The sequence below is a fragment of the Chryseobacterium camelliae genome, from assembly GCF_030818575.1.
Lineage (GTDB): Bacteria > Bacteroidota > Bacteroidia > Flavobacteriales > Weeksellaceae > Chryseobacterium > Chryseobacterium camelliae_A.
The window spans coordinates 2,570,418-2,594,756 of record NZ_JAUTAL010000001.1 but is presented as its reverse complement, the minus strand read 5'-3'; the positions used below and the strand labels follow the sequence as shown (position 1 = coordinate 2,594,756).

Sequence of the window (24,339 nt, the reverse complement as noted above, 5' to 3'; positions counted from 1 at the left end):
ATTCTTTTCAGGAATCACAAAAGAAATTCAGAGGCGGGTTTAAAATTTGAATTCTGCTTATAATACATTAATTTTGTATTCCAAAATTTTTTTGCTGTATGGATTATCTGAAAGGACTCAACGAATCTCAATATGAAGCCGTTACCACATTGCAGGGCCCGCTGATGGTGCTTGCTGGCGCGGGTTCCGGTAAAACACGTGTGCTTACCATGCGTATTGCCCACCTGATTACCAATGGTGTCGATCCTTTCAATATCCTTGCTCTTACCTTTACCAATAAGGCCGCAAAAGAAATGAAAGAGCGTATTGCCAAAGTGGTAGGGACCAGCAATGCCAAAAGTTTATGGATGGGTACCTTTCACTCGGTTTTTGCAAGGATCCTCAGAAATGAGGCCCACTATCTAGGATATCCTTCTAATTTTACCATTTATGATCAGCAGGATGCCCTGAACGTCATCAAGAAAGTCCTTAAAGACATGAATATTGATGCGGATCTGTACAAGCCGAAAAAGGTCCAGGCCAGGATTTCTACCTATAAAAATAACCTGATTACCGTTAAGGCCTATTTTAATAATCCTGAACTGATCGAAGCCGATGAAAAGGCCAACATGAGATTCATCGGACAGATCTATCAGCGGTATGTTGAAGCATGCTTCAGGAATGGAGCTATGGATTTTGATGATTTATTGTTGAAAACCAATGAACTTCTTACCCGTTTTCCTGAAGTGCTCGCCAAGTATCAGGACCGGTTCAGGTATATTCTCGTAGATGAGTATCAGGATACCAATCATTCCCAGTACCTCATCGTAAAAGCTTTAGCTTCCAAATTTGAAAATATCTGTGTGGTAGGGGACGATGCACAGTCCATCTATTCTTTCCGTGGCGCGAACATTTATAACATCCTGAACTTTAAAAAAGATTATCCGGATGCCGTAACCGTCTCTCTCGAACAGAACTACCGTTCGACCCAGAACATCGTAAATGCTGCGAATGTAGTTATTGCCAAAAACCTGCAGCAGTTCAAGAAAAACGTATTCAGCGAAAATGAAGAAGGGGACAAGATCAAAGTGTACCGTTCGCTTTCCGATGCTGATGAAGCCAATTTCGTAGCCGGAAATATCTGGGAGCTCAGGAACCGCGACCAGAGAAAGTATGATGACTTTGCTATCCTGTACCGTACAAATTCCCAGACCCGGGCGTTTGAAGATGCATTGAGGCGTAAAAATATTCCCTATAAAGTATATGGAGGTTTATCGTTCTACCAGAGAAAAGAAGTAAAAGATCTTTTAGGGTACCTTCGTCTGCTGATCAATGAAAATGATTCGGAGGCGTTGATGAGAATCATTAATTATCCTGCCAGAGGAATCGGGGAAACTACCCAGAATAAGCTGATCGTTTTTGCGGATGCACAGAATGTTTCCGTTTCTGCCGTACTGAATAACCTTCCGATGTATGCGCCTCAGTTAGGCCTGAACAATGGTGTACTTACCAAACTGAATGACTTCTGGTCCATGATCAAAGCTTTCCAGGTACTTCTGAAAACAGAAACTGCGTACAATGTTGCCATGGAGGTTGCAAAGCGTAGCGGGCTGATCAAGTTCCTGAAAGACGACCAGACCCCGGAAGGGATCTCCCGTGTAGAAAACGTACAGGAATTAATGAACTCCATGCAGGGATTCATTGAAGAACAGATGCAGCTGGAAGACGGTGATCCGAGCTTGTCTAACTTTCTTGAAAATATAGCCCTGTCTGCCGACACGCAGGATAAGACGGCAGAAGAGGACATGGTTTCACTGATGACCATCCACCTTTCCAAAGGCCTTGAGTTCCCGGTAGTACATCTGGTAGGATTGGAAGAAAATCTTTTCCCGAGCTTTATGAGCTCATCTACCCGTGAAGACCTTGAAGAAGAACGCAGACTGTTTTATGTAGCGCTTACCCGTGCCGAAAAGCAGGTGTTCTTCTCTTATGCGGTATCAAGATTCCAGTGGGGAAAAATTACAGATGCAGAACCTTCACGTTTTCTGAGCGAAATCGATGATGAGTATATAGAATTCGTAAATCCGGCGATTGAAAAAAGATTCATCAACAATTCCGGGATTAAGTCCAATATCTTTGATGAGCATCCATCTGAACTGAAGAGTTTCAAAAGAATTGAGAAAAAGACCATTGAACGCGGCGAAACATCTAAACCGGTTGCTGAAGCGAAAAAGCTGAGGCCGATAAGCACAGCTAAGATCGTCAACCCGAGCGGAGCCTCTTCCCAGGATATAGAAGTGGGCGATAAGGTGAGGCATGACCGTTTCGGCATCGGGGAAGTGACGTTCCTGGATGGTACAGATCCGCAGAATATCAAAGCCAAAGTCATTTTCCAGCACGAGGGAGAGAAAAATCTGATCCTTAAATTTGCCAAACTGACCAAAATTTAAAAATTAAAAAACTGATAAAAAACATTTTCTGTCATTTATAAGTCTATTAATTTTGTAGACTAATAAATATGAATTATTTTTGTTGCCGCGAAAGAGCAGATTAATTCATAAAATCAGAAATGTATGACAAATAGAAAGACTATTTTATCAGCGTCTGTGGTGTTTTTTCTGGGCACATTTGCATATGCCCAGAAAAATGACAGCGTGAAAACGGGAAATGTGGAAGAAGTTGTAATTTTAGGATCCAGGGGTGGGGCCAGGTCAAAAGCAGACAGTCCGGTTCCGGTGGATGTTTTTAATCTTAAGGAAGCTTCTGTTACTTTACCGCAGACTAATATCGCACAGATCCTTAATGCTGTTGCTCCCTCATTCACATCAACAATCCAGACCAACTCGGATGGTACAGATCACCTTGATCCTGCGCAGCTCAGAGGATTGGGGCCGGATCAGGTATTGGTGCTCGTCAATGAAAAAAGAAGGCATACCTCTGCATTGGTGAACGTTAACGGTACACCAGGAAGGGGAACTGTAGGGACAGACCTTAATGCTATTCCTTCATTTGCAGTGAGCAGAATAGAAGTATTACGAGATGGTGCTTCTGCTCAGTATGGTTCAGATGCCATTGCGGGAGTCATCAATTTAAGCCTGAAAAGAGATACCGGGAAACTTACCGGCCAGGTAAGCTATGGCGGAAACCTGACGCCTGCTGCGAACGACCACACCGGAGATTTTGATGGGCAGAATATTCAGGTTGACCTGAATTACGGGAACAAAATAGGAAAGAGAGGAGGGTTTTACAATATTACATGGACATCCCAGTTCCGTGATCCAACCTATCGTGCCGGAACCGAGAGCGGAAGCTTATATAATGCATACAATGCTGTTGAACAGCGGGCCCTGAATAACGGAGTAAACCTTTCATCTCTGTTCAGCAATATCAATACGACTCCGAATACCCAGCAGATCATTAATTCCATCCACCAATATGCCCAGCAGGTGGACTATTTTTCTGCCGCTTTCCAGTCACAGATACAGGCTGCCAATTCCATCAGTGCACTTCAGGGATTGTTAGGGCAGGATTTCACCAATCAGGAACTGGCATACAGAGGACAATCGCGTAAAGATTTCAATATGCAGGTGGGACAGTCGAAGCTCAATAACCATCAGCTGTTCCTCAATATGGAAGTCCCATTGAACGATCAGTGGAAAGTATATACTTTCGGCGGTTACAGTTTGAGGCACGGAACATCAGGCGGTTTTTACAGAAGGCCTAACCAGAGCAGGACCTTTACCGGGCTGTATCCTAACGGATACCTTCCGCAGATTGGTACTGATATTCAGGATATCTCCTTAGCAGCAGGAGTGAAAGGAAACTGGAGGGGATGGAATATCGACCTGAGTAATACATTCGGCCAGAATTCATTTGATTATACCATTAAAAATACCGGTAATACCTCCATGAGGTTTGCCTCCCCGAATGAATTCAGGGCTGGAGGATTAAAGTTTTCACAAAATACGATCAACCTGGATTTTTCAAAGAAATATGATGTCTGGAACGGGATCAATGTGGCATTCGGAGGTGAACACCGATATGAAAACTTTACTATTACAGCAGGGGAGGAAGCTTCCTACGCTACTTATGATGTCAACGGAAATGTATGGACGGGCAATAGCCAGCGCCCGACAGATTTCTTTGGAAACCCTCTTACAGGAGGCTCTCAGGTATTCAGCGGCTTCAGGCCGGCAAATGCAGTAGACAAGAACAGGCAATCGGTTGCTGCTTATGCAGATGTTGAGATGAATTTTAACAGATGGCTTTTGGTAGATGCGGCAGCCCGTTACGAGAATTACTCGGATTTCGGGTCTACCTTTAATTATAAACTTGCTTCCAGGATTAAGCTGGATGACAATTTTAATTTCAGGTTTGCCGGCTCTACAGGATTCAGGGCACCTTCCATTCATCAGATTTATTATAATGTAACTTCTACCTTATTTACCAACAGTCAACTGCTGGAAGTGGGGACATTCAGTAATGATTCCGCCATTGCAGGACTTCTCGGAATTCCTAAACTGAAGCAGGAAACATCCAAATCGGCGAGTGTAGGGTTTACCTACAGGATTCCTTCCGTTAATCTGAGCTTTACGGCAGACGGATATTTTACCAGGATTAATAACAGGATCGTCCTTACCGATCAATTCACTAAGGCTATAGTTCCTCAGAAAGCAAAAGATGCCTTTGACCAGGCGGGTGTTAATGCAGGGCAGTTTTTCGCCAATGCGATAGATACGGAAACCCGCGGTGTAGATGTGGTTATTTCGCACCAGAAAAGATTTTCGGACCTGAGGCTGGATAACAATTTTGCGATTAACCTGAACCAGACAAGGAGGGTAGGAAATATCCATTCTAGCGGATTGCTGCAATCTGCAAACCTTGAGAATATTTATTTTTCTGAAAGATCAAGGGTTTACCTTGAGGAAGCGGTTCCAAGGGTGAAAGCGAGTTTATCCCACAACCTGTCATGGAAAGGCGCTGAGTTTTACCTGAGAAATACTTACTTCGGAGCCGTAACGGCAGCAGACCCCGTTGATGTCAATGGTGACGGCATTATCGAATTTAATGAACACCAGAAAATAGGAGACAAAATCATTACGGATATTTCCGCAGCTTACCGGTTTACCAAAAATATTGGACTGACCGTAGGGGTCAACAATATATTTGATATTTATCCTACTAAAAACCTTCCGGCTTCCACCAACAATGACCAGTTTATTTATTCGAGGTCAACATCACAGTTCGGCCAGAATGGGAGGTATGTATTTACCAGACTCAATTTTAATTTTTAGTGTATATTCATTTTTTTGGTTAGCGGGCTCATCTCCTGAGCCCGCTTTTTCATGCTCCTTTGTCAGGATCATACCGCAATATTGTTTATCTTCGTGTTAAAAGAATTGATTATGCGAAGGATACTTACCATGCTGTTTATGTTCCTGATTACTATGCCGCTTCTGGCTCAGGAATATCAGACATTAAATAACATCAGCTATTACGATCAGAAAATCAGCGCTTCGGATGCCTACATCAGTGAGCGGTGCGTATTGGATGTCTATATCCCGAAAAATATTAACAATTTTCCTACGGTGATCTGGTTTCACGGTGGCGGACTTACCGGTGGTGAAAAAGAAATTCCCGAAGCCCTTAAGAATAAAGGAATAGCTGTGGTAGGGGTTAATTACCGTCTGTCGCCCAAAGTAAAAGCCCCGAAATATATTGAAGATGCGGCGGCTGCCACAGCATGGGTATTTAAAAATATAAAGAAATATGGAGGCCGGGAAGATCTGGTTTTCATTTCCGGCCATTCTGCCGGAGGATATCTTGCTGCTATGGTAGGGCTGGATAAAAAATACCTTCAGAAATATGGCCTTGATGCCAATGCACTGGCTGGGATTATCCCGTTCAGTGGACAGATGATCTCTCATTTTACCATCAGAAAAGAAAGAGGTATTGATGAATTGGATGCCAGAATTGATGATATGGCTCCACTTCACTTTATCCGGGCCGACGCTCCGCCTTTGCTGCTGATCACCGGCGACCGGGAAAAGGAACTCTTGGGAAGGTATGAAGAAAATGCTTATATGAACAGGATGATGAAGCTGAAAGGACATAAAGAAACTACTTTATATGAACTTCAGGGTTTTGATCATGTTGGAATGGCTCAGCCTGCATTCCCTCTGCTGCTCAATGAAATCAAAAGGGTTGAAAAGCTAAAAAAATAACCTTTGTATTATAGAGAAAGCTTTGCAGAATGTACTTTTGCAAAGTTTTTGCTTTTAAAAGGCCAATACCTTTAGAAATAAAAACTCAACCGTTATACATGAATTTTAGGTTTAAACATGGCCTCCAACTTCCTTAATTCTTCATTTTAACATGGGAACATTTTACAATAATGCCGTCTGCGATATTTATATTGGCAGGAGTGCCGGTGCCAAATTAATCCAGGATATCAGGAATGCAAAAAAGAATGTGAAGATCGTCTCTCCTTACCTGTCTCCGTCTTTGATTAAGGAACTGATATTCCTTCATAACAAAGGCATTGAAATCAGCCTGATCACGACAGATGAAATTGAAGACTTTTACGGTAACGAAAAGAACATCAATAAGCTGATCATCCAGGAGCAGCAGGTAGATGAGGATGCCAAACAATCCTACGACAGCCTTAAAAACCTTTCGGGTATACTCCTTTTTGTAATGATTGGTCTGGCTATAGTATTGATTCCGCTGATTTTTTTTCTGCAACAGCCCAAATTCGGTTTTGGTTTTATTGCGGTTGTCCTCTTATTTCTGATCAGGAATTATATTGTAGGGGAGATCAGGAATAAGAAAATCTATCATTATACCTACAGGCAACTGTTTCCATTTAAAGTATTTGTTTCACCCGGCCAGGGAAGTGGTTCTATCAACAAGACATTCATTCACAGCAAAATTTACCTTATTGATGACGAAATTGCGTATATGGGTTCCCTGAACTTTACCGCGAAAGGCGTGAAAGAAAATTATGAGACCAGGATAAGGACAACCGACCCCAATGCTGTACACAAAATTGTAGAGGAAGTAAACCGGTTGTTATCCGATTCGGAATTAGCGGAAAGAGATGTACAGTACTGGGGAAGCCAGCTGTATTCAGAACCGATCAATTGATCAATAGTGAATCTGCTTCGCAGTCAATAGTGAATCGTAAACCTGCCTCAAAAATTGACAAGCGCAGCGAATTGACCATTGACTCATTCACAATAAATTACCTCTCCACCAGCTCCTTAACTTCTTCCCCATAAAAATCGGTTACGGTAGTTTTGATTTTCAAAAGCTCATACCATTTCCTGAAGGCACCCACAAATACAACCAGCATCAGGACCATAGCTATAGCAGCTAATACAGCCAGAAGATACTGTTGTTTGGGAATATAAATTTCTGTTACCTGTACATATCCGGCCCAAAAGGTTATGATCGCCATGAATATTCCTGGGAGGGCGGAGCAGAGGGCATATTTTCCCCTGTTCATGCGGATGAGCATGGTAGTACAGACAATCAGCCCACAGGCAGCGAGAAGCTGGTTGCTGATCCCGAATAAAGGCCAGATGCTGCTTACATTTCCCGTATAGACCAAATATCCCCAGGCAAAAGTAAAGATGAGGCTGCTGATAATGATTCCGGGCACCCAGTTTTTATCATTGAACTTAGGTACCACTGAGCCCAGCATTTCCTGTAAGAAAAATCTTCCTACCCTAGTACCTGCATCGATCGCTGTGAGGATGAAAACGGCTTCAAACATGATGGCAAAGTTGTACCAATAAGCCATCAGCTGATCCATATACGGGATTTTATTGAAGATATGGGCCATTCCTACAGCCAGTGAAACTGCACCGCCGGTCCGTCCGTGAAGATCAATGCCTATCCTTTCAGAAAAATAATCGATATCAACACCATGAAGCGATGGGTGAGCTGCCAGGAAAGCGTCATAGGACTCTTTTGGGGTGTTGATGGCAAAATAATCTCCTGGCATCAAGGTACATGCAGCAATCAGGGCCATTAAAGCCACAAAACCTTCCACCAGCATCGCGCCGTAACCTACAAAAAGGATTTCTCTTTCCCTGTTCAGCATTTTAGGCGTTGTACCGGTTGCAATAACGGCATGGAAACCGGATATGGCACCACACGCGATCACGATAAAAATAAACGGCAATACAGGCCCGCCGATGACCGGTCCGCCCCCATGGATGAATTGCGTTAAGGCAGGCATCTGAATGGTCGGATGAATGACGATGACTCCAATAGCCAGCATAATGATGGTTCCTATCTTCAGGTAAGTGGAAAGATAATCCCTTGGAACAAGAAGAAGCCACACCGGAAGTACGGACGCCAGGAAGCCGTACAGCGGGATCGCAATGGAAATCGTGCTGATGTCCCATGAGAAAAGATTATTCATCGTTTCATTCTGCATCAGGTTATGGCCGCCGATGATTCCTGCAATCAATAAAACTCCGCCCAGAATACTTGCGAACGTAACCGAATTTTTCCTGTACCGCATAATCAGCCCCATAATAATGGCGATAGGCATGGTAATTACCACTGTAAAGAGCGACCAGGAAGCTTCATGCATTGCATTGATGCATGCAAGTGAAAGACCGGCAAGCGTCAGGATCAGAATAAATAAAATGGCAAATCCGGCCACTGTTCCTGTTGTTTTTCCGATTTCTTTGGAAGCAATTGTGGCCAGACTCTGGCCTTTGTGCCTCACGGAAGCAAACAAGACAACCATATCATGAACGCCACCACCGAGAACACAGCCGATCAGGATCCATAAAGTACCCGGGAGATAACCGAACTGCGCAGCCAGCACAGGACCTACCAGAGGGCCCGCAGCTGCAATCGCAGCAAAATGATGCCCGAAAAGCACATTTTTATTGGTAGCCACATAATCTTTACCATCAGCAAATTCTATGGCAGGGGTGGTATTATTGTCATTCAGCCTGAGCACTTTATTAGCCATGAATATACCGTAGAAACGATAAGCAATGGCGAAAATAAGTAAGGATGTAAAAACCAGTGTCAGGGCATTGATATTGTTTAGAGATTCCATATCATGTATCTTTTATTTGATAAAATAATGTAACGTATGATTCAGTTTAATGTGAATGCTGTAGGCATCCGGCCAAGTTAACTATTTTAAGTATAAAAACACCGATATGTATATCAAATTAGCAAATTGCTAAATCTATATCAAGGTATATGCTTGATTATTAGTATTTATTATTTGATTTAATATTGTTATGTATAGTTGTTTACAGAATTTAAAGCAAAAAAAATTATCCATTGCTAAAGTGGTAATGCTGTAGCCATCGATTCAACATAGTAAAAAATGGTGTAGAAGTCGTATTGATCAGGTTAAATTATTTTGCAGCAGCTTTTGTTTCTGCTGATTCCGGCTGTGCAGTATTTTTTTTCTGTGAAACAACAAAGTCAACCATCTGGTCTGTAAGGCGCTTAAGGTAGGCTTTATCCGTAGTCCAGAAGCCATGTACGCCTTCTTCTACCACTACAAGTATATTTTTGACCCCGTTATCATTTAACTGATGGCTAAGTTTTTCTGACTGCTGAAGCGGAACGATTTTATCTTTATTGCCCTGCAGGATCAGCGTAGGAATTCCGTGGGAGGAATACGTCACCGGAGAGATGGTTTTGAAGTATTCGATCACTTTCCTTTTGTCTGTTTTGATCTCGTACCCTGAAATTCCGCGGATCAGGTTTTCCCTGAGCTTAACAATTTGTTTTGAAAATAATCCGATCAGGAAAGCCGGAAACCTTCCCACCCTTGTGTGAAGTAATTTATTGAGGTCTGCCGGTCCGAAATTATCAACAACATAATTCACTTTGGCAGAATAAGGTGCCAGTTCCGGTGCACCTTTGAATTGGGTATCATCAGTATAGGCGGCCAGTAGGGAAAGGTGTGCTCCTGCTGAAGCACCGAAGAGCCCTATATTTTCGGTATCAAAATGGTATTTCTCTGCATTTTTTCTCACCCAGCGTATAGCATCTTTACAGTCCTGTACCGGCGCAGGGAAATGGACATCCGGGCTTACCAGCGTATAATCAATGCTGATAACCGCGTAATGCCTTTCAACCAGTTTCAGGATCATATCCTCAATATAAGTATCCGCAGGGATGGATTTATTCCCTTGTACCCATCCTCCTCCGTGAACATAAATCAGTACAGGAAGCTTCTCATCTGCCGCTGTTTTTGGCCTGTAAATGTCCATGGCAATGGATTTGCCGGTTTCACTGGTTTTATAAACGATATTTTCAGACATTGTGGTCCTCGAAGGCAGAAGAGTGCTCACCGGTGCTGGAGCCTTATCCGGACTTTGAGCATGGAAAAAATGAAAGAATGCTGTTAAAACAATAAAAAGCAGGTTTATGGCAAATCTGCGTAAAGAAGTAGCGAAGGCTGATGAATTCATAGAGTACTCTTTGAAGCGTGTTATCGTACTAACTCCTCAAAAAGTCTACCAAAAGTCTGATCAAGGTCTTTAGATTTTCCGGGATGTGGCCGAGAAGTCTGTATGACCGCACTTCTTACGGCAGTCAGCCATCGAAAGCGTTCCGGGATATCCAATGCGGCAATAGGGCCTCCGTCCCGGTCTCCATGGGCGACTTTCTGAAAGCTGACCAAATTCCGGATGATATCCTCATAATCCAGCTTACTGTGCATCAGCCTGAATTTATCGGGACACAGGTAGAATTCAACCCGGATGTATTTTTTCTTCTTTGAGAACATGATCAGTCCGATGTTGAAAAATTCCTCCCGTTCCACTTTGGGTACCAGGCGGATTACGGCATATTCGTAAATATTATCCTCTTGCATGCTGAGCTTCATTTACAAAGATTTGAGAATGTTCCAGACGGGTTTTCATAAACCGGAAATATATGTCACGGATTTCTTCCGGAGACTCTTCCGCATCGTTCCAGTGCAGCCATTCTTCAGGAATAAGATTAACGATATCACGGAACAGGTTTTCATTCAACACAGAATGGGCAAACTGATCCGCCTCATTCAATCTGGAGGCTTTGGGCAGTAACACATGGTCTTTTACATATTTGAACGGTGTTTTTGCAGCGGTATCAAAATTCTGCCAGGAATGATGGAAGTAGAATGATGCTCCGTTATCAATCACCCAAAGTTCCTTATGCCACATCAGCATGTTGGTATTTTTGTAGGTGCGGTCTATATTGGTGATAAACGCATCCAGCCATACGATCTTAGAGGCAAGGAGCGGGTCGATAACAATTCCCGGATCATACGCAATGGCTCCGGAAAGATAATGCAGCCCGAGATTCAGCCCTTCCGAAAACTTCAGCAGGTCCTGTATTTCCTCATCGGCCTCAGTCCTTCCGAAATCAACATCCAGATGGGCAAAGACAAGTTCGGGTATATTCAGCCCCAGTGCCTCGGTTATTTTTCCACCAAGGAGTTCGGAGATCAGCATTTTCACACCGTGTCCGGCCCCGCGGAATTTCAGTACATATTTAAAATCATCATCCGCTTCTGCCAGAGCAGGCAGAGAACCTCCTTCTCTAAGCGGAAGAATATAGCGCATGACGGTTACGGTTCTAAGGTCCAACATAACGCAAAAATAAGGTTTTCCTTTGTGTATATTCCTATTTTTAATATTTTAGATGAAATTAGTGGTGCACCAGAATGGAAACTTTTTTAAGCCTGAGGCATTTTCCGGATTGATGGCAGGTAGCTGCTTCTTCAAAAGCACTTCAAAATAAGATACCGTATGAATATAGTAAAACAACAGAATATCATCCTGAAGAATCCTGAAACCAGGGATTTCCTCGCCGATGCGCTGTATCCCGAATCCGGAAATCAGCTCCCGCTGGTGATCTTTGTGCATGGCTACAAAGGTTACAAAGACTGGGGTGCCTGGAACCTGATGGCAGAAAAGCTGGCTGAAGCAGGTTTCTTCTTTGTCAAATTCAATTTTTCCCATAACGGAACCACGATTCAGGATCCCAACAATTTTGCAGACCTGCAAGCATTCGGGCAAAATAATTATTCCAAAGAACTTTCAGATTTAGGGGTGGTGATTGATCATTTCTCCGCAGACCCGAGGGTAGACCGCCATAAGATCATTCTGATAGGCCACAGCAGGGGAGGCGGTATCTCCATCATCAAGACATTTGAAGATGAACGCATCAACGGATTGATCACTCTGGCCAGTGTTGATACCCTGGAGCGATTTCCTAAAGACAATCAGCTTGAACACTGGAAAGAAAAAGGCGTCTTTCATGTGCTGAACGGACGAACCCATCAGCAGATGCCGCACTATTACCAGTTTTATGAAGATTTCCAGCAGAATTACCACCGTTTTGATGTGGAAAGGGCTACGGAAATGGCCAAAGCACATTTCCTGATCATCCACGGTACGAACGATGAAAGTGTGGATGTAAAAAATGCAGAGCATTTATATCTTCTGCATCCTAATTCAGAACTCTTCCTGATAGAAAATGCAGGACATACTTTTGGAGCCAGGGAACCATGGGAAAACCATGCATTACCCGAAGATCTTGATACCGTTACGAAGAAATGTATTGAGTTCATCCGGGACAAGATGTAACTTTATACATTCAAATATGTCAATGCTGTTTCTAAAATAACAAATAAAAAAGGAGTGAAAATTTTCACTCCTTTTTAATATTGCCGAACGCTGCCAAGCTATGCTTCAAGATTCATCTTATTCTTCCTGTGTGAGCAGTTTCCAAGCTTCCTCAATATTGTTTTTAAGGAGCAGGTTTTTGGCTTCCCTGTGGATGTCTTCATCTGCATAAAAACTTACTCCCGGAAGCTGTTCTATATTGGCCAGCATGCCCAGGTCATTTCCGGTGAATACTCTGCTGTATTTAATGTCATCGGGAAGCAGGTCGAAACCAATCCCTTTTGTTACCAGAGGTTTTGGAACTTCAAACAGGTTATTCTCATTATTCCTGGAATACCAGTTTCCGCCAAGACGGGCAACCATATCCAGTCTTTTCTGATCCAGATTGCCTTCCGCATTAAGGTATTCTTCACGGATATGTATTTTCTGCACTTCACAGATCACCAGGTTACCGGCCCCTCCCTGTTCTCCGAGGGATTTCACCTCCAGGACTGTACATTCAAAATTCACCGGGCATTCTTCAATGAGTTTCGGCTGTACCAGATCTGCATCCTTCATCGTGAGTCCGGACTTTACGAATTCATTGACACCCGTTTCATATTCTGTCGAAGCCAATGAAATTTGCTGTACAATCGGGAAATTTACTGTTCCGATCACCACTTCAGCCACTTCCAGGATATTTTCCAGTGTATGTTTGGTGGTATTATCGCGTACTCTTCTTGATGGTGAAAAAATCAGAACCGGCGGAACCGTACTGAACATATTGAAAAAGCTGAACGGGGATAAATTGCTGTTCCCATTCCTGTCCACCGTAGAAGCCAAAGCTATCGGACGCGGAGAAACAGCAGTCTGCATGATCGTCTGCAGCTGCACTGGGGATAGTTCGGATGGAATTACTGTTTTCATAGTTTTTTAACACTTAAGTTTTTTAAGTTTAAAATTGCATTAGTAATGAGTACACTTAAGTTTTGAAAATCGAAGATTTTCATTCTTTTGGTAAAGTTTGAAAAGATTGAGAAGCAAATGATTGACACCCTTCATAATATACATTAATAACATTGAAATTTATCAGGATAGAGCGTGGGACTTTCAAGAGATTCATATAATTTATTGTTTGAGCTTTATGAATCCGATGAATCTCAGATACAGACTTGATTTCAAGAACAATTAAATCCTCTATAAGAAAATCGCATTTTAATTTACAGTTTATTTCTTGTCCTTTATAATGTAAAGGAATTTCAAGTTCACTTTTGTACTGTAGCTCCAACAGGTCAAATTCTTTTTTAAGGCATTGATGATAAACATCTTCATATAATCCTGGTCCAACCTGTTTGTGAACCTCAATACATGCTCCTATAATTTTATAAGAAAGATCGTTAATGAATTTTTGAGTTATCATCATAAAATGAATACGAAAATCGGAGATTTTCAAAACTAAAGTGAACTTAAAATATTAAGCTTTGAACTTAAATTTACTTAAGTGTTTAAATAAATTAAACTGCAGGGATAATTTTACCGCTTACTTCACCGAAGCCTACACGAACACCGTCTTTTTCTGCCCAGGCTTTCATCGTAACGGTATCGTTATCGTTGATGAATTTTCTTTCTTCGCCATTGCTCAGGATGATAGGATTCTGACCTCTCCAGGTAAGTTCCAGCATAGAGCCGAATGATTTGGGATCGCTGCCGGAAATGGTTCCGCTTGCATACATATCGCCCACTTCTACGTTACAGCCGTTTACGGTGTGGTGAGCCAGCTGTTGGGCCATGTTCCAGTACATATGTTTGTAATTGCTTTCGCTGATGCGGTTTTGGTCTCCGTTTTCAGGTTGGATGTACACTTCAAGGTTAATGTCGTAATTTTTATCGCCTTCAAATTTCAGGTAATCCAGTACTTCAGGGTCCTGCTTAGGAGAGGTGGTTCTGAATGGTTCCAGGGCTTCGAGGGTTACTACCCAAGGCGATACGGACGAACCGAAGTTTTTAGCAAGGAAGGGGCCTAAAGGTACATATTCCCATGACTGAATGTCCCTTGCAGACCAGTCGTTGAAAATAACCATTCCGAAAATAGCCTCTTCAGCATCTTTTGTAGAAATGCTTTCACCCATTTCGGTATTTTTGTTGAGAATGAAGGCCATTTCCAGCTCAAAATCCAGCTGTTTGCAAGGCCCGAACACAGGCTGGTCTGCATCGGCAGGTTTCGTCTGGCCTTTCGGGCGTATAATTTCAGTTCCGGAAACTACAATGGAGGATGCCCTTCCGTGGTATCCAACCGGCAGGTGCTTCCAGTTCGGGAGCAGGGCATTGGCAGGATCACGGAACATTTTCCCTACATTGGTCGCATGCTCAATGCTGCTGTAAAAATCGGTATAATTGGGCACATGGACAGGCATCATCATTTTTACCTTATCAAGATCGTAGAATGCTGCTTCAATCGTTTTCTGGTCTTTGGATAAAATAGATCCTTCCTGAAGCAGTTCCTGGATTTTAGTACGTACTGCATTGGTAACGGGTTTTCCAAGTTCTATGAACTCATTCAGGGTATAGGCTTCAAAGACGTTGTCATCAAGCCCCTCAACCTCTTCAAAATAGGCAAAGTCATATAAAGTGGCAAGGTCAATAACCTGATCCCCGATCCTGGTACAGCAGCTGATGTATTCTTTATTGAATACGGCTACCCCGAAAGGGATGTTATGGATGGAAAAATCTGATTGGGAGGAATACTCTACAAATGATTTCATAAATTTAATTTTTGTTGGATCTGTATCCGTTATAATTCTGGCTGGTAATCATTCAGCATGACAATGTATGGCCTGGATTTGTTGGCCAGCATGGGTTGATCTGATTCCGAACCGGATGGTTGTTACTTATTTTTTGAGCCCGAGTAGGATGCTTCATCAATCCAGCGGTCTCTGGTGTTGACATCGATGAGGTACAGGATATTGTCCTGTTTGGTCAGCAGGAGGGTTTTGGTGACGGGCATCGGAATTTTCTTGTTCTCCAGCTTGTCTGCCCTCAGCGAAACAATGTTATTCTTTCTGACGATATCACCGGTAAAAACATTGGAGCTGCTTTGTCCCGTAGATTTATCGTCGAATACCTCCACATACGTTGCCTGGTTACCTTTGATGACAATAAAGTCTCTTTCCGTATGGTCTTCAGCATCTTTGATGAATATAAACTTTTTATTATCGATATTCTCGTGTTCAAGATGCTGGTTGATTCCTTTTCTTTCTTCAAGTCTGGTAAGGATCTGGTTCAGGGTTCCGTATTGGGCTTTCAAGCCTAATGTTGTCCCGAAAAGCAGGATTCCGATGCATATTTTTCTCATAATCGTGTGTCTATAAAAAAGTTTTGCCAAGATTCTGCATCCTGACAAAACTTATATTGTTATTTAATTAAAGGTTCCCTCTTCTGGCTTGTTCCTTCTCCAGTGCTTCAAACAATGCCTTGAAGTTCCCTGCACCAAAACTCTGTGCACCATGCCTTTCAATGATTTCAAAGAAAAGGGTAGGTCGGTCTTCCACAGGCTTCGTGAAGATCTGAAGTAAGTAGCCTTCTTCATCATGGTCAATAAGGATGCCAAGATCCTGAAGTTTCTTGATATCTTCATCAATATGGCCTACACGTTCCGGAACCATCTCATAATAAGCCTCCGGCGGGGCAGAAAGGAACTCAACACCACGCTTCTTCAGTTCAGTTACCGTGTGGATAATGTCCCTGGTAGCGACAGCAATATGCTGAACGCCCTCGCCTTCATAAAAATCCAGGTATTCTTCCACCTGCGACTTCTTCTTACCTTCTGCCGGCTCATTGATCGGGAATTTGGCATATCCGTTTCCGTTGGACATTACTTTAGACATTAGAGCAGAATATTCTGTGTTGATCTGCTTATCATCAAAAGAAAGGATGTTCACAAATCCCATTACTTTTTCGTACCATTCTACGGTAGGAACCATTCTGTCCCAGCCTACATTTCCCACACAGTGGTCTACATATAATAAACCGGCCTCTTCAGGATTATAGTCGCTTACCCATGGCTCATAGCCCGGCATGAAAGCACCTGAATAGTTCTTTCTCTCCACAAACATATGCATGGTTTCTCCGTAAGTATAAATGCCGGACATTCTTACCTCGCCGTTTTCATCCTTCAGGGTAACCGGTTCCAGGTATGGTTTCCCGCCTCTCTTGGTTGTTTCCTCGAAAGCCTGGTAAGCGTCGTCTACCCAAAGTGCCAGGATTTTTACTCCGTCACCGTGTTTTTTTACATGCTCATTGATCAGAGAGTCAGACTTCAGTCCTGTGGTTAGAACCAGTCTGATTTTGCCCTGCTGGAGTACATAGGAAGCACGGTCTCTTACGCCTGTTTCAGGACCGGCATAGGCCACTGACTGAAAACCGAAAGCGGTTTTGTAATAATGAGCAGCCTGCTTGGCATTTCCTACATAAAACTCAATGTAATCTGTACCATTGATCGGCAGAAAATTCTCGGCCTGAGCAATTTTTTCGGCAAATGTAAGTGTTGACATATTTCTATTTTACTTTTATTTATTGGAATGCAAATTACGAATTTCTGACTAATACGAAAAATATAAACAAACAAACGTTAGGTAAGTATAACGGAGGCTTGATAAAGCGATTGGAGCGTAAAAAATATCCCGATAATCATCGTTGACACAGCTCTTTCATGATTCCCGGTCCGAAAAGATTGCGGATGTTGCATTCACCAAAATTTTGAATCTCATAAATATGAAAGCATCAGGTAAGCCTTGGCGTTATAAACATCACCTCTTACAAAGAGATTTAATGCTTAAATCTTTCAAAGGCTGCTTTCTCCAGCATTTCCCGGTCATCCGGATGGGCGATGCTGATCAGCTCCTGCGCTCTCTGCTTCAGGTTCTTTCCATAGAGGTAGGCTGTTCCGTATTCGGTGACTACCCAGTGAATATGCCCTCTGGTGGTAACTACTCCGGCTCCCGGTTTTAAATACGGGACAATTCGGGAAACCCCTTTTTTGGTTCTGGATGTAATGGCAATGATCGGCTTCCCGTCTTCACTCAGCGCAGCACCCCGCATAAAATCCATCTGGCCACCGATACCGCTGTACTGCATGGTCCCGATAGAATCTGCGCAGACCTGTCCGGTAAGGTCAATTTCAATAGCAGAGTTGATGGCCACCATCTTCTTGTTCCTCATGATGTTGATGGGGAAGTTCACATCACTTACATCTTTAAATGCAAAAATGGTATTATCATCTACGTAGTCGTACAGCCTTCTGGTACCGAAGCAGAAGCTGGTAATTGTTTTATTGTCGTTATAGCCTTTATACTTGTTGTTGATAATGTCATTTTGAATCAGGTCGATCACTCCGTCGCTCAGCATTTCAGTATGGATGCCCAGGTCTTTATGGTTGTGCAGGCATTTCAGGACCGCATCCGGGATAGTTCCGATTCCCATCTGAAGGGTTGAACGGTCATCTATAAGCTCAGCCACGTTTTTACCGACTTCCATCTCTTCCGGGCCTACCTTGGATCCGTAGTCTACTGTAGGAAGTTCTTCTTCATGCCATACCAGTTTATTGATCCTGCTGATGTGGATCATACCGTCACCGTGGGTTCTCGGCATCAGAGGGTTCACAATGGCTACAATAATTTTAGCCGTATCTACAGCAGCCCTTGCCACATCCACAGAAGTCCCCAGAGTGCAGAACCCATGTTTGTCCGGTGGGGAAACGGTAACGAGTGCCACGTCCAGGGGCAGGATATTTTTTCTGAATAAGATTGGGATTTCACTTAGAAAAACAGGGACAAAATCTCCCCGGTCTGAATTGACGGCATCCCTTACCGGAGAAGAAACGAATAAGGAATTGACAAAAAATTTCCCGGCATATTCAGGTTTGGCAATTTCCACATTCCCCTGCTGGGTGATGGAAACCATTTCCACATTGTCGAGCCGGTGGGCCTGCCTGGCGAGTTCATCGATTAAATAATTGGGTGTGCATGCACTTCCGTGAAAAAATACACGGTTACCGCTTTTTACGGTATAAATAGCTTCTTCTGCGCTTATATATTGATCCATAGTAAAACTTTAATAAGTATGTCAGATGTTTTTTTATTCATTTAAAGATAGCTTATATTATTTGTATCCATTATAAATAAGCAGAGATTTTTGTCATGTTTAAGAAAATTTAAGTGAATAAAAAACGATCAGCTGTACGGCAACTGATCGTTAAATCTTATCTATTTTTAAAAACTTTAAAATATATAGGCTCCTGATAATTTATTCCTGTAAACGGTCTTTCAGCGTAGGGTCTTCCTCGTCCAGCCATGAGGTTTTATAAGAAGGATCTTCTACTTTCAAAGCTTCTTCTGTAATTTTAAGTGGACGGAACGGATCTACCATAACGGCATATTCCTCCGTGAATTTTTTCCCGATGCTGCGTTCCATGGCTCCAGGATGCGGGCCGTGCACAATTCCGCCCGGGTGAAGCGTAAAGTCCATCAGGTCGATGTGGTTGCGGCTCATAAAGTCGCCTTCGGTATAAAACAGGACTTCATCGGAATCAATATTGGAATGGTTGTAAGGAGCCGGGATTGACTGCGGATGATAATCGTACATCCGGGCACAGAATGAACATACCACAAAATTATGGCCTTCAAAATTCTGGTGTACCGGAGGCGGCTGATGGATTCTTCCGGTAATAGGCTCAAAATTTTTGATATTAAACTTGTAAGGATAGAAATAGCCGTCCCAGCCTACGACATCAAAAGGATGGGTAGCGTAGATAAAATCTGTAATCTGGTTTTCTTTTTTTACTTTGATCAGGAATTCTCCTTTTTCATCTTTAGGTTCCACGAAAACAGGGGCAATGATATCCCTTTCGCAAAACGGGGAATGTTCAAGGAGCTGGCCGAATTCATTCCGGTACCTTTTGGGTGTGTAGATCGGTGAATGGCTTTCCAGGATAAAAAATACGGTATCATCAGAATGCAGTTCAATCTGGTAAATGGTACCTCTTGGAATGATCAGGTAATCGCCTGTAGAAAATTCAAGGTGGCCGACAAATGTTTTGAGGATCCCCTTTCCGTTATGTACAAACAGGAGTTCATCGCATTCTGCATTTTTATAAAAATATTCCATGGATTTCCTCGGTTTGGACAATCCCATTTTCAGGTCATTATTCACCATCAGAAACTTACGGCTGTCCAGAACATCATCTTCGGGAGTTACATTCATCCCTTTAAACATTCTGGGAGTTACATTCTTGTCAATGGCAATTTTCGGTGCTACGTCTCTGGGTTCACTGATCGATTTGATCTGGGTGGGGCGGTGGATGTGGTACAGCAAAGAAGAAATTCCATGGAAGCCCTCAGTTCCGAAAAGCTGTTCATAATAGAATTTGTCTTCAGGAGATTTGAAAATGGTATGCCTTTTCTGAGGGATATTTCCCGACTGATGATATCTCATTGTATTTGTATATGGAATGTACCAAAAGTAATCATTTTTTATGAATTGGGATAAGCCGCATCCGATATAAAGTTTGTATATATGAAAATATTTGTTAGTTTTGTCTAACAAATTATATTTTATGGTTAGAATATTATTTTTGATGTTGTTGATTTTTCATCATATTCCTTTTCTCAGAACAATGACAGTATTACTTCAATGTATTCCCAAAAGAAGGACTCTGTGAGTTCCGGAAAAAAAATAAAGACCGGGCAGATAGATGATGTTGTGATGACCGGTACCATAAAGGCGGTAAGCAGGTCCAAAAGCCCGGTTCCGGTAGAAATATACAGCCAGAAATTTTTTCAGAAAAACCCAACCCCCAATATTTTTGAGGCGATATCCATGGTAAACGGGATCAAGCCACAGCTGAACTGTTCGGTCTGTAATACCGGCGATATCCACATCAACGGGCTCGAAGGTCCGTATACCATGATCCTGATCGACGGCATGCCCATTGTAAGTTCACTGTCTACGGTGTATGGTCTTAGCGGAATTCCGAACAGCCTGGTAGACCGGATTGAGGTTGTGAAAGGCCCTGCTTCTTCCCTGTATGGTTCCGAGGCTATGGGCGGAGTCATCAATATCATTACCAAAAATGCCCTGACGGCACCCAAATTCAGCACAGATATCATGACCAGCACGTGGAGTGAAAACAATATTGATGTTTCCACAAAATTCAGACTGGGAAAAAATGCCGCTTCTTTACTAAGCCTGAATTATTTTAATTTCAGCCGGAAGATCGATGACAACAAAGACAATTTTACCGACGCTGCATTGCAAAACAGGATTTCCGTATTCAATAAATGGAATTTCAGGAGGCAGGAAAACCGGATGGCCAGCTTTGCACTTCGCTACCTGTATGAGGACCGCTACGGAGGTGAGATGCAATGGAACAGGCAATATCGTGGCAGCAGTGAGGTATACGGGGAAAGTATCTACACCAACAGGGTGGAAGCATTCGGGCTTTATCAATGGCCGGTAAGGGAACAGGTGATTACCCAGTTTTCCTATAACTACCATACCCAGAATTCATTTTACGGGGCCAACCCTTACGAAGCAATCCAGAAGGTGGCTTTCATCCAGACTTACTGGAACAAATCTTTCAGAAAGCATGATCTCATGGCAGGACTGACTTTCAAAAAGACTTTTTACGATGATAACACACCGGGGACACTTTCAGCGGACGGACTAACCAATCAGCCGATGAATTCGCCAATACTTGGAGCTTTTGTGCAGGACCAGTGGGAAATAACAGGGAAACACACTTTGCTGCTAGGCTACCGGTACGATTACGACCGGATCCATCATTCCGTACATTCTCCGCGGCTGGCCTGGAAGTTTTCTCCGAATCCTTATCATGCGCTGAGGTTCAACTTCGGTACAGGTTTCAGAGTTGTCAACCTGTTTACGGAAGACCATGCCGCACTTACAGGTTCCAGGGAAGTGGTAATACGTTCGGACCTTAAGCCGGAGCGCTCTGTAAATGGAAATATCAATTATATCTGGAAAATACCTGCCGGAAATCGTATGCTGAACCTGGATGCCTCGGTTTTCTATACGTATTTCAGCAATAAGATTGTAGGGGATTTCGATTCGGAGCCGGATAAAATTATTTTATGATAACCTGCATGGATATGGAATTTCCCGTGGAGCTTCGGTAAATGCAGAATACAGCTTCAGTATCCCCTTGAGTTTCAATATAGGCATTACATATCTGGATGTATACCAGAAATTTGACAACGAACGCAATAAAGTACAGCAGTTGCATGCTCCGAACTGGAGTGGAACCTATGCATTCACATATAAGTTTCCCAATGCTTTAACCTTAGATTTTACAGGGCAGGTATACGGACCCATGCGTCTTCCGGTGCTGCCTGATGACTACCGTCCCGAATATTCACCCTGGTATACATTGGCCAATATCCAGGTGTCCAAAAGTTTTGGCTCAGGATTCGAAGTCTATTGCGGAATCAAGAACCTGCTGAATTTTACTCCCAAAGATCCGCTGATGAGGCCGTTCGACCCGTTTGACCGGTACGTGAATGACCCGGTAAACAATCCTAAAGGGTATACTTTCGATACAGCTTATGGGTATGCTCCGATGCAGGGGATCCGGGGATTTCTGGGAATTAAATATACCTTGAAATGAAAACTGTCCTGATCGTTTTACTCATAATTCCGTGTTGGGTTTTTTCGCAGATCCGGACGATTTCTTTTTCAGACCTGGAAAGGTTGCGGAAGGAACACCCAAAGCCGGTCATTATCCATCTGTATACCGACTGGTGTACTGTCTGTACAATGGAATGCTTTGAGTTGACTAAGGATGAAAAGCTGGTAAAAGCACTTAACGAAGGCTTTTATTTCATGAGCTTTGAAGCGGAAAAAACAAAAGAAACAATCCGTTTCCAGGGAAAAGACTTTCATTATATTGCTAACGGAAAATCGGGCATTCATGAATTTGCTTTGGCTTTGTCAAGAAACAAAAGTCAGCCGGTTTATCCGTTATGGGTATTTCTGGATCAGGATTTCAATCTGCTGGACTATCATGAAGGGTTTTTAAGTCCTTCCGGGCTCAGGAATAAGTTAAAGGAAATTCCTGAAGCTTATTCAGGTTCAGAGGCAAAGCCCTGATGAAGGGTTCCGTCATTTCAGCAGCACAGCTATAATGGCGAGGATTGCGGGAAGTGCCTGAACAAAAAAGATCTTTTTCGTTGAAGATATAGCCCCATAAATTCCTGCTACAGCAACACATCCTAAGAAAAACAAAGCGACATTGGTCTGCCATTCGGGATCTTTGATCAGGAAAGACCAGATCAGCCCGGCTGCCAGGAACCCGTTGTATAATCCCTGGTTGGCGGCCAATCCTTTTGTGGGCTTAAACAGTTCAGGTGGTAAAGCAGATTTAAAAACTTGCTTTCCTTTGGTTTCCCACGCAAACATTTCCATCCACAGAATGTATAGGTGTTCAATGGCAACCAGGGCGGTAAGTATTTTGGTGACAATTTCCATGATGCTAAGTTTGAATTGTAAAGCTAAAAAAATAAACTTAAGTTTGGGTATTATTTGTAATGGAAACTTTAAAGCAACATCTGAAGCATTTTATCAGCCTAAGCGAAGAAGATTATACGTCTGTATTTTCTTTTTTCAGGGTTATGGAAGTAGGGAAGAAGCGGGACATTATGAAACAGGGTGAGTTGTGCAAATCCCTGTATTTTGTGGAAAAAGGCTGCATCAGGAAGTTTTTTGTCAATGATAAAGGTGTGGAGCAGACTACGGAATTCGCATTAGAGCATTGGTGGATGAGCGATACCTTTGCATATGAGCGGCAGCAGAAAACAGATTTTACCATTCAGGCTGTAGAGCCTTCTGTGATATTGGTGCTGGATTATGAGCAGCAGAAGCTGCTGATTGCCCAGCATCCCGCCATGGAACATTATTTCAGAATGGTTTACCAGCGGGCTTGCGCGGCTGCAGAACGCCGTATCCGCTACCTGTACGAATATTCAAGGGAGGAAATGTACATCCATTTCAGTACTCAATATCCCGGGTTCGTCCAGCGGGTTCCGCAATACCTCATTGCTTCTTTTTTAGGCTTTACCCCGGAATATCTCAGTGAGATCAGGGCAAAATTACGTTCTTAAACCAGTTTAAGTATTTTTCATCTGTTAAGCCTGAACTTTGCCATCATGTTTAACCTAAAATTATAATAATGAGTACAAGAATCAATATGATTGCTACAGACGCCGAGGCCTACAAAGCCATGAGAGGCCTGGAGGAATACCTGCAGACCACATCGCTGAACAACATTCAGAAAGAACTGATTAAAATAAGGGCATCCCAGATCAACGGATGTGCTTTCTGCCTGGACATGCATACCAGGGATGCAGTACAGTATGGCGAAACACCGCAACGGATTTACCTGCTGAACGCCTGGAGGGAAGCTGCTGAATTTTATACTGCCGAAGAGCAGGTGCTTCTGGCCATGACCGAAGAAATTACTCTGATCAGTAAGCAGGGATTAACAGAAGATACTTATGCTAAAGCTGAGGAAATCTTCAGTGGAAAACAGATTGCAGAAATCATCATGGCCGTGATTACCATCAATGCCTGGAACAGGATTGCGATAAGCACGCATCTTCGGGTGCCTAAAGATTAGTATAGATTGAAAAGAGCTTCCTTTGAAGCT

At 42.9% G+C, this 24,339-nt stretch carries 20 protein-coding genes and 1 pseudogene; 9 read left to right on the top strand and 12 right to left on the bottom strand.

Annotated elements, in window-relative coordinates; all coding sequences use genetic code 11:
* Positions 1-98: 98 nt before the first annotated feature.
* The 4 genes from QE404_RS11765 (at position 99) to QE404_RS11750 (ending at position 7,125) form a co-directional block, all read left to right on the top strand.
* Positions 99-2,429, top strand: a complete 2,331-nt coding sequence (locus QE404_RS11765; RefSeq protein WP_307450668.1) for an ATP-dependent helicase — start codon at positions 99-101, stop codon at positions 2,427-2,429.
* A gap of 123 nt (positions 2,430-2,552) precedes the next feature.
* On the top strand, positions 2,553-5,273 hold the full coding sequence (locus QE404_RS11760; RefSeq protein WP_307450666.1) for a TonB-dependent receptor plug domain-containing protein: 2,721 nt from the start codon (positions 2,553-2,555) through the stop codon (positions 5,271-5,273).
* A 111-nt stretch (positions 5,274-5,384) separates the two neighbouring features.
* Positions 5,385-6,203: an alpha/beta hydrolase gene (locus QE404_RS11755; protein ID WP_307450664.1), complete on the top strand. Its 819-nt coding sequence runs from the start codon at positions 5,385-5,387 to the stop codon at positions 6,201-6,203.
* 151 nt (positions 6,204-6,354) lie between these two features.
* A complete protein-coding gene (locus QE404_RS11750; protein WP_307450662.1) occupies positions 6,355-7,125 on the top strand; it encodes a phospholipase D family protein in 771 nt (256 codons plus the stop codon).
* A gap of 97 nt (positions 7,126-7,222) precedes the next feature.
* Here QE404_RS11750 and QE404_RS11745 read toward each other — a convergent pair whose 3' ends face one another.
* The 4 genes from QE404_RS11745 to QE404_RS11730 form a co-directional block, all read right to left on the bottom strand.
* Positions 7,223-9,064 (bottom strand): carbon starvation CstA family protein, encoded by a 1,842-nt coding sequence (locus tag QE404_RS11745; RefSeq protein ID WP_307450661.1) that lies wholly within the window; start codon positions 9,062-9,064, stop codon positions 7,223-7,225.
* A 310-nt stretch (positions 9,065-9,374) separates the two neighbouring features.
* Positions 9,375-10,442, bottom strand: coding sequence for an alpha/beta hydrolase (locus QE404_RS11740; RefSeq protein ID WP_307450659.1), 1,068 nt, complete (start codon positions 10,440-10,442; stop codon positions 9,375-9,377).
* A 20-nt stretch (positions 10,443-10,462) separates the two neighbouring features.
* Positions 10,463-10,846, bottom strand: coding sequence for a DUF3037 domain-containing protein (locus QE404_RS11735; protein WP_307453393.1), 384 nt, complete (start codon positions 10,844-10,846; stop codon positions 10,463-10,465).
* Positions 10,833-11,606, bottom strand: a complete 774-nt coding sequence (locus tag QE404_RS11730; RefSeq protein ID WP_307450657.1) for a HipA family kinase — start codon at positions 11,604-11,606, stop codon at positions 10,833-10,835. Before QE404_RS11730 ends, QE404_RS11735 begins: the two co-directional genes overlap by 14 nt.
* A 159-nt stretch (positions 11,607-11,765) precedes the next feature.
* Between QE404_RS11730 and QE404_RS11725 the strand changes: the two genes are divergently transcribed.
* Entirely contained in the window at positions 11,766-12,605 is an 840-nt protein-coding gene (locus QE404_RS11725; RefSeq protein WP_307450656.1) for an alpha/beta hydrolase family protein, read from the top strand.
* Positions 12,606-12,722: 117 nt separating this feature from the next.
* Here QE404_RS11725 and QE404_RS11720 read toward each other — a convergent pair whose 3' ends face one another.
* The 7 genes from QE404_RS11720 to QE404_RS11690 all read right to left on the bottom strand — a co-directional run bounded on the left by QE404_RS11720 (position 12,723) and on the right by QE404_RS11690 (position 20,111).
* A complete protein-coding gene (locus QE404_RS11720; protein ID WP_307450654.1) occupies positions 12,723-13,550 on the bottom strand; it encodes a flavin reductase family protein in 828 nt (275 codons plus the stop codon).
* 79 nt (positions 13,551-13,629) lie between these two features.
* Positions 13,630-14,046 (bottom strand): GxxExxY protein, encoded by a 417-nt coding sequence (locus QE404_RS11715; RefSeq protein WP_307450652.1) that lies wholly within the window; start codon positions 14,044-14,046, stop codon positions 13,630-13,632.
* 91 nt (positions 14,047-14,137) lie between these two features.
* Entirely contained in the window at positions 14,138-15,385 is a 1,248-nt protein-coding gene (gene fahA / locus QE404_RS11710; RefSeq protein ID WP_307450651.1) for a fumarylacetoacetase, read from the bottom strand.
* A gap of 122 nt (positions 15,386-15,507) precedes the next feature.
* Entirely contained in the window at positions 15,508-15,975 is a 468-nt protein-coding gene (locus QE404_RS11705; RefSeq protein WP_307450649.1) for a hypothetical protein, read from the bottom strand.
* A 67-nt stretch (positions 15,976-16,042) separates the two neighbouring features.
* Positions 16,043-17,173, bottom strand: coding sequence for a 4-hydroxyphenylpyruvate dioxygenase (hppD, locus tag QE404_RS11700; protein ID WP_307450647.1), 1,131 nt, complete (start codon positions 17,171-17,173; stop codon positions 16,043-16,045).
* Between the two features lie 274 nt (positions 17,174-17,447).
* The gene (locus QE404_RS11695; RefSeq protein ID WP_307450645.1) at positions 17,448-18,722 is read right to left on the bottom strand and encodes an acetyl-CoA hydrolase/transferase family protein; all 1,275 of its coding nucleotides are present in this window, start codon (positions 18,720-18,722) and stop codon (positions 17,448-17,450) included.
* Between the two features lie 201 nt (positions 18,723-18,923).
* Positions 18,924-20,111: a homogentisate 1,2-dioxygenase gene (locus QE404_RS11690; RefSeq protein ID WP_307450643.1), complete on the bottom strand. Its 1,188-nt coding sequence runs from the start codon at positions 20,109-20,111 to the stop codon at positions 18,924-18,926.
* 198 nt (positions 20,112-20,309) lie between these two features.
* Here QE404_RS11690 and QE404_RS11685 point away from each other — a divergent pair.
* Positions 20,310-22,302 (top strand): annotated as a pseudogene (locus tag QE404_RS11685) (TonB-dependent receptor plug domain-containing protein).
* On the top strand, positions 22,299-22,784 hold the full coding sequence (locus QE404_RS11675) for a thiol:disulfide interchange protein (protein ID WP_307450639.1): 486 nt from the start codon (positions 22,299-22,301) through the stop codon (positions 22,782-22,784). Before QE404_RS11685 ends, QE404_RS11675 begins: the two are co-directional and overlap by 4 nt.
* Before the next feature lie 12 nt (positions 22,785-22,796).
* On the opposite strand, the gene QE404_RS11670 is transcribed toward QE404_RS11675, so the two are convergent.
* On the bottom strand, positions 22,797-23,162 hold the full coding sequence (locus QE404_RS11670) for a DUF1304 domain-containing protein (RefSeq protein WP_307450637.1): 366 nt from the start codon (positions 23,160-23,162) through the stop codon (positions 22,797-22,799).
* A gap of 59 nt (positions 23,163-23,221) precedes the next feature.
* Here QE404_RS11670 and QE404_RS11665 point away from each other — a divergent pair, with 59 nt between their 5' ends.
* Entirely contained in the window at positions 23,222-23,794 is a 573-nt protein-coding gene (locus tag QE404_RS11665) for a Crp/Fnr family transcriptional regulator (RefSeq protein WP_307450635.1), read from the top strand.
* 68 nt (positions 23,795-23,862) lie between these two features.
* Positions 23,863-24,309 (top strand): carboxymuconolactone decarboxylase family protein, encoded by a 447-nt coding sequence (locus QE404_RS11660; protein ID WP_307450633.1) that lies wholly within the window; start codon positions 23,863-23,865, stop codon positions 24,307-24,309.
* Positions 24,310-24,339: the final 30 nt, after the last annotated feature.

Bases quoted from the DNA above. Each gene is read 5' to 3' on its own strand.
- QE404_RS11765 (WP_307450668.1), top strand. From the start codon at position 99: ATGGATTATCTGAAAGGACTCAACGAATCTCAATATGAAGCCGTTACC.
- QE404_RS11760 (WP_307450666.1), top strand. From the start codon at position 2,553: ATGACAAATAGAAAGACTATTTTATCAGCGTCTGTGGTGTTTTTTCTG.
- QE404_RS11755 (WP_307450664.1), top strand. From the start codon at position 5,385: ATGCGAAGGATACTTACCATGCTGTTTATGTTCCTGATTACTATGCCG.
- QE404_RS11750 (WP_307450662.1), top strand. From the start codon at position 6,355: ATGGGAACATTTTACAATAATGCCGTCTGCGATATTTATATTGGCAGG.
- QE404_RS11745 (WP_307450661.1), bottom strand. From the start codon at position 9,064: ATGGAATCTCTAAACAATATCAATGCCCTGACACTGGTTTTTACATCC.
- QE404_RS11740 (WP_307450659.1), bottom strand. From the start codon at position 10,442: ATGAATTCATCAGCCTTCGCTACTTCTTTACGCAGATTTGCCATAAAC.
- QE404_RS11735 (WP_307453393.1), bottom strand. From the start codon at position 10,846: ATGCAAGAGGATAATATTTACGAATATGCCGTAATCCGCCTGGTACCC.
- QE404_RS11730 (WP_307450657.1), bottom strand. From the start codon at position 11,606: ATGTTGGACCTTAGAACCGTAACCGTCATGCGCTATATTCTTCCGCTT.
- QE404_RS11725 (WP_307450656.1), top strand. From the start codon at position 11,766: ATGAATATAGTAAAACAACAGAATATCATCCTGAAGAATCCTGAAACC.
- QE404_RS11720 (WP_307450654.1), bottom strand. From the start codon at position 13,550: ATGAAAACAGTAATTCCATCCGAACTATCCCCAGTGCAGCTGCAGACG.
- QE404_RS11715 (WP_307450652.1), bottom strand. From the start codon at position 14,046: ATGATGATAACTCAAAAATTCATTAACGATCTTTCTTATAAAATTATA.
- fahA (WP_307450651.1), bottom strand. From the start codon at position 15,385: ATGAAATCATTTGTAGAGTATTCCTCCCAATCAGATTTTTCCATCCAT.
- QE404_RS11705 (WP_307450649.1), bottom strand. From the start codon at position 15,975: ATGAGAAAAATATGCATCGGAATCCTGCTTTTCGGGACAACATTAGGC.
- hppD (WP_307450647.1), bottom strand. From the start codon at position 17,173: ATGTCAACACTTACATTTGCCGAAAAAATTGCTCAGGCCGAGAATTTT.
- QE404_RS11695 (WP_307450645.1), bottom strand. From the start codon at position 18,722: ATGGATCAATATATAAGCGCAGAAGAAGCTATTTATACCGTAAAAAGC.
- QE404_RS11690 (WP_307450643.1), bottom strand. From the start codon at position 20,111: ATGAGATATCATCAGTCGGGAAATATCCCTCAGAAAAGGCATACCATT.
- QE404_RS11675 (WP_307450639.1), top strand. From the start codon at position 22,299: ATGAAAACTGTCCTGATCGTTTTACTCATAATTCCGTGTTGGGTTTTT.
- QE404_RS11670 (WP_307450637.1), bottom strand. From the start codon at position 23,162: ATGGAAATTGTCACCAAAATACTTACCGCCCTGGTTGCCATTGAACAC.
- QE404_RS11665 (WP_307450635.1), top strand. From the start codon at position 23,222: ATGGAAACTTTAAAGCAACATCTGAAGCATTTTATCAGCCTAAGCGAA.
- QE404_RS11660 (WP_307450633.1), top strand. From the start codon at position 23,863: ATGAGTACAAGAATCAATATGATTGCTACAGACGCCGAGGCCTACAAA.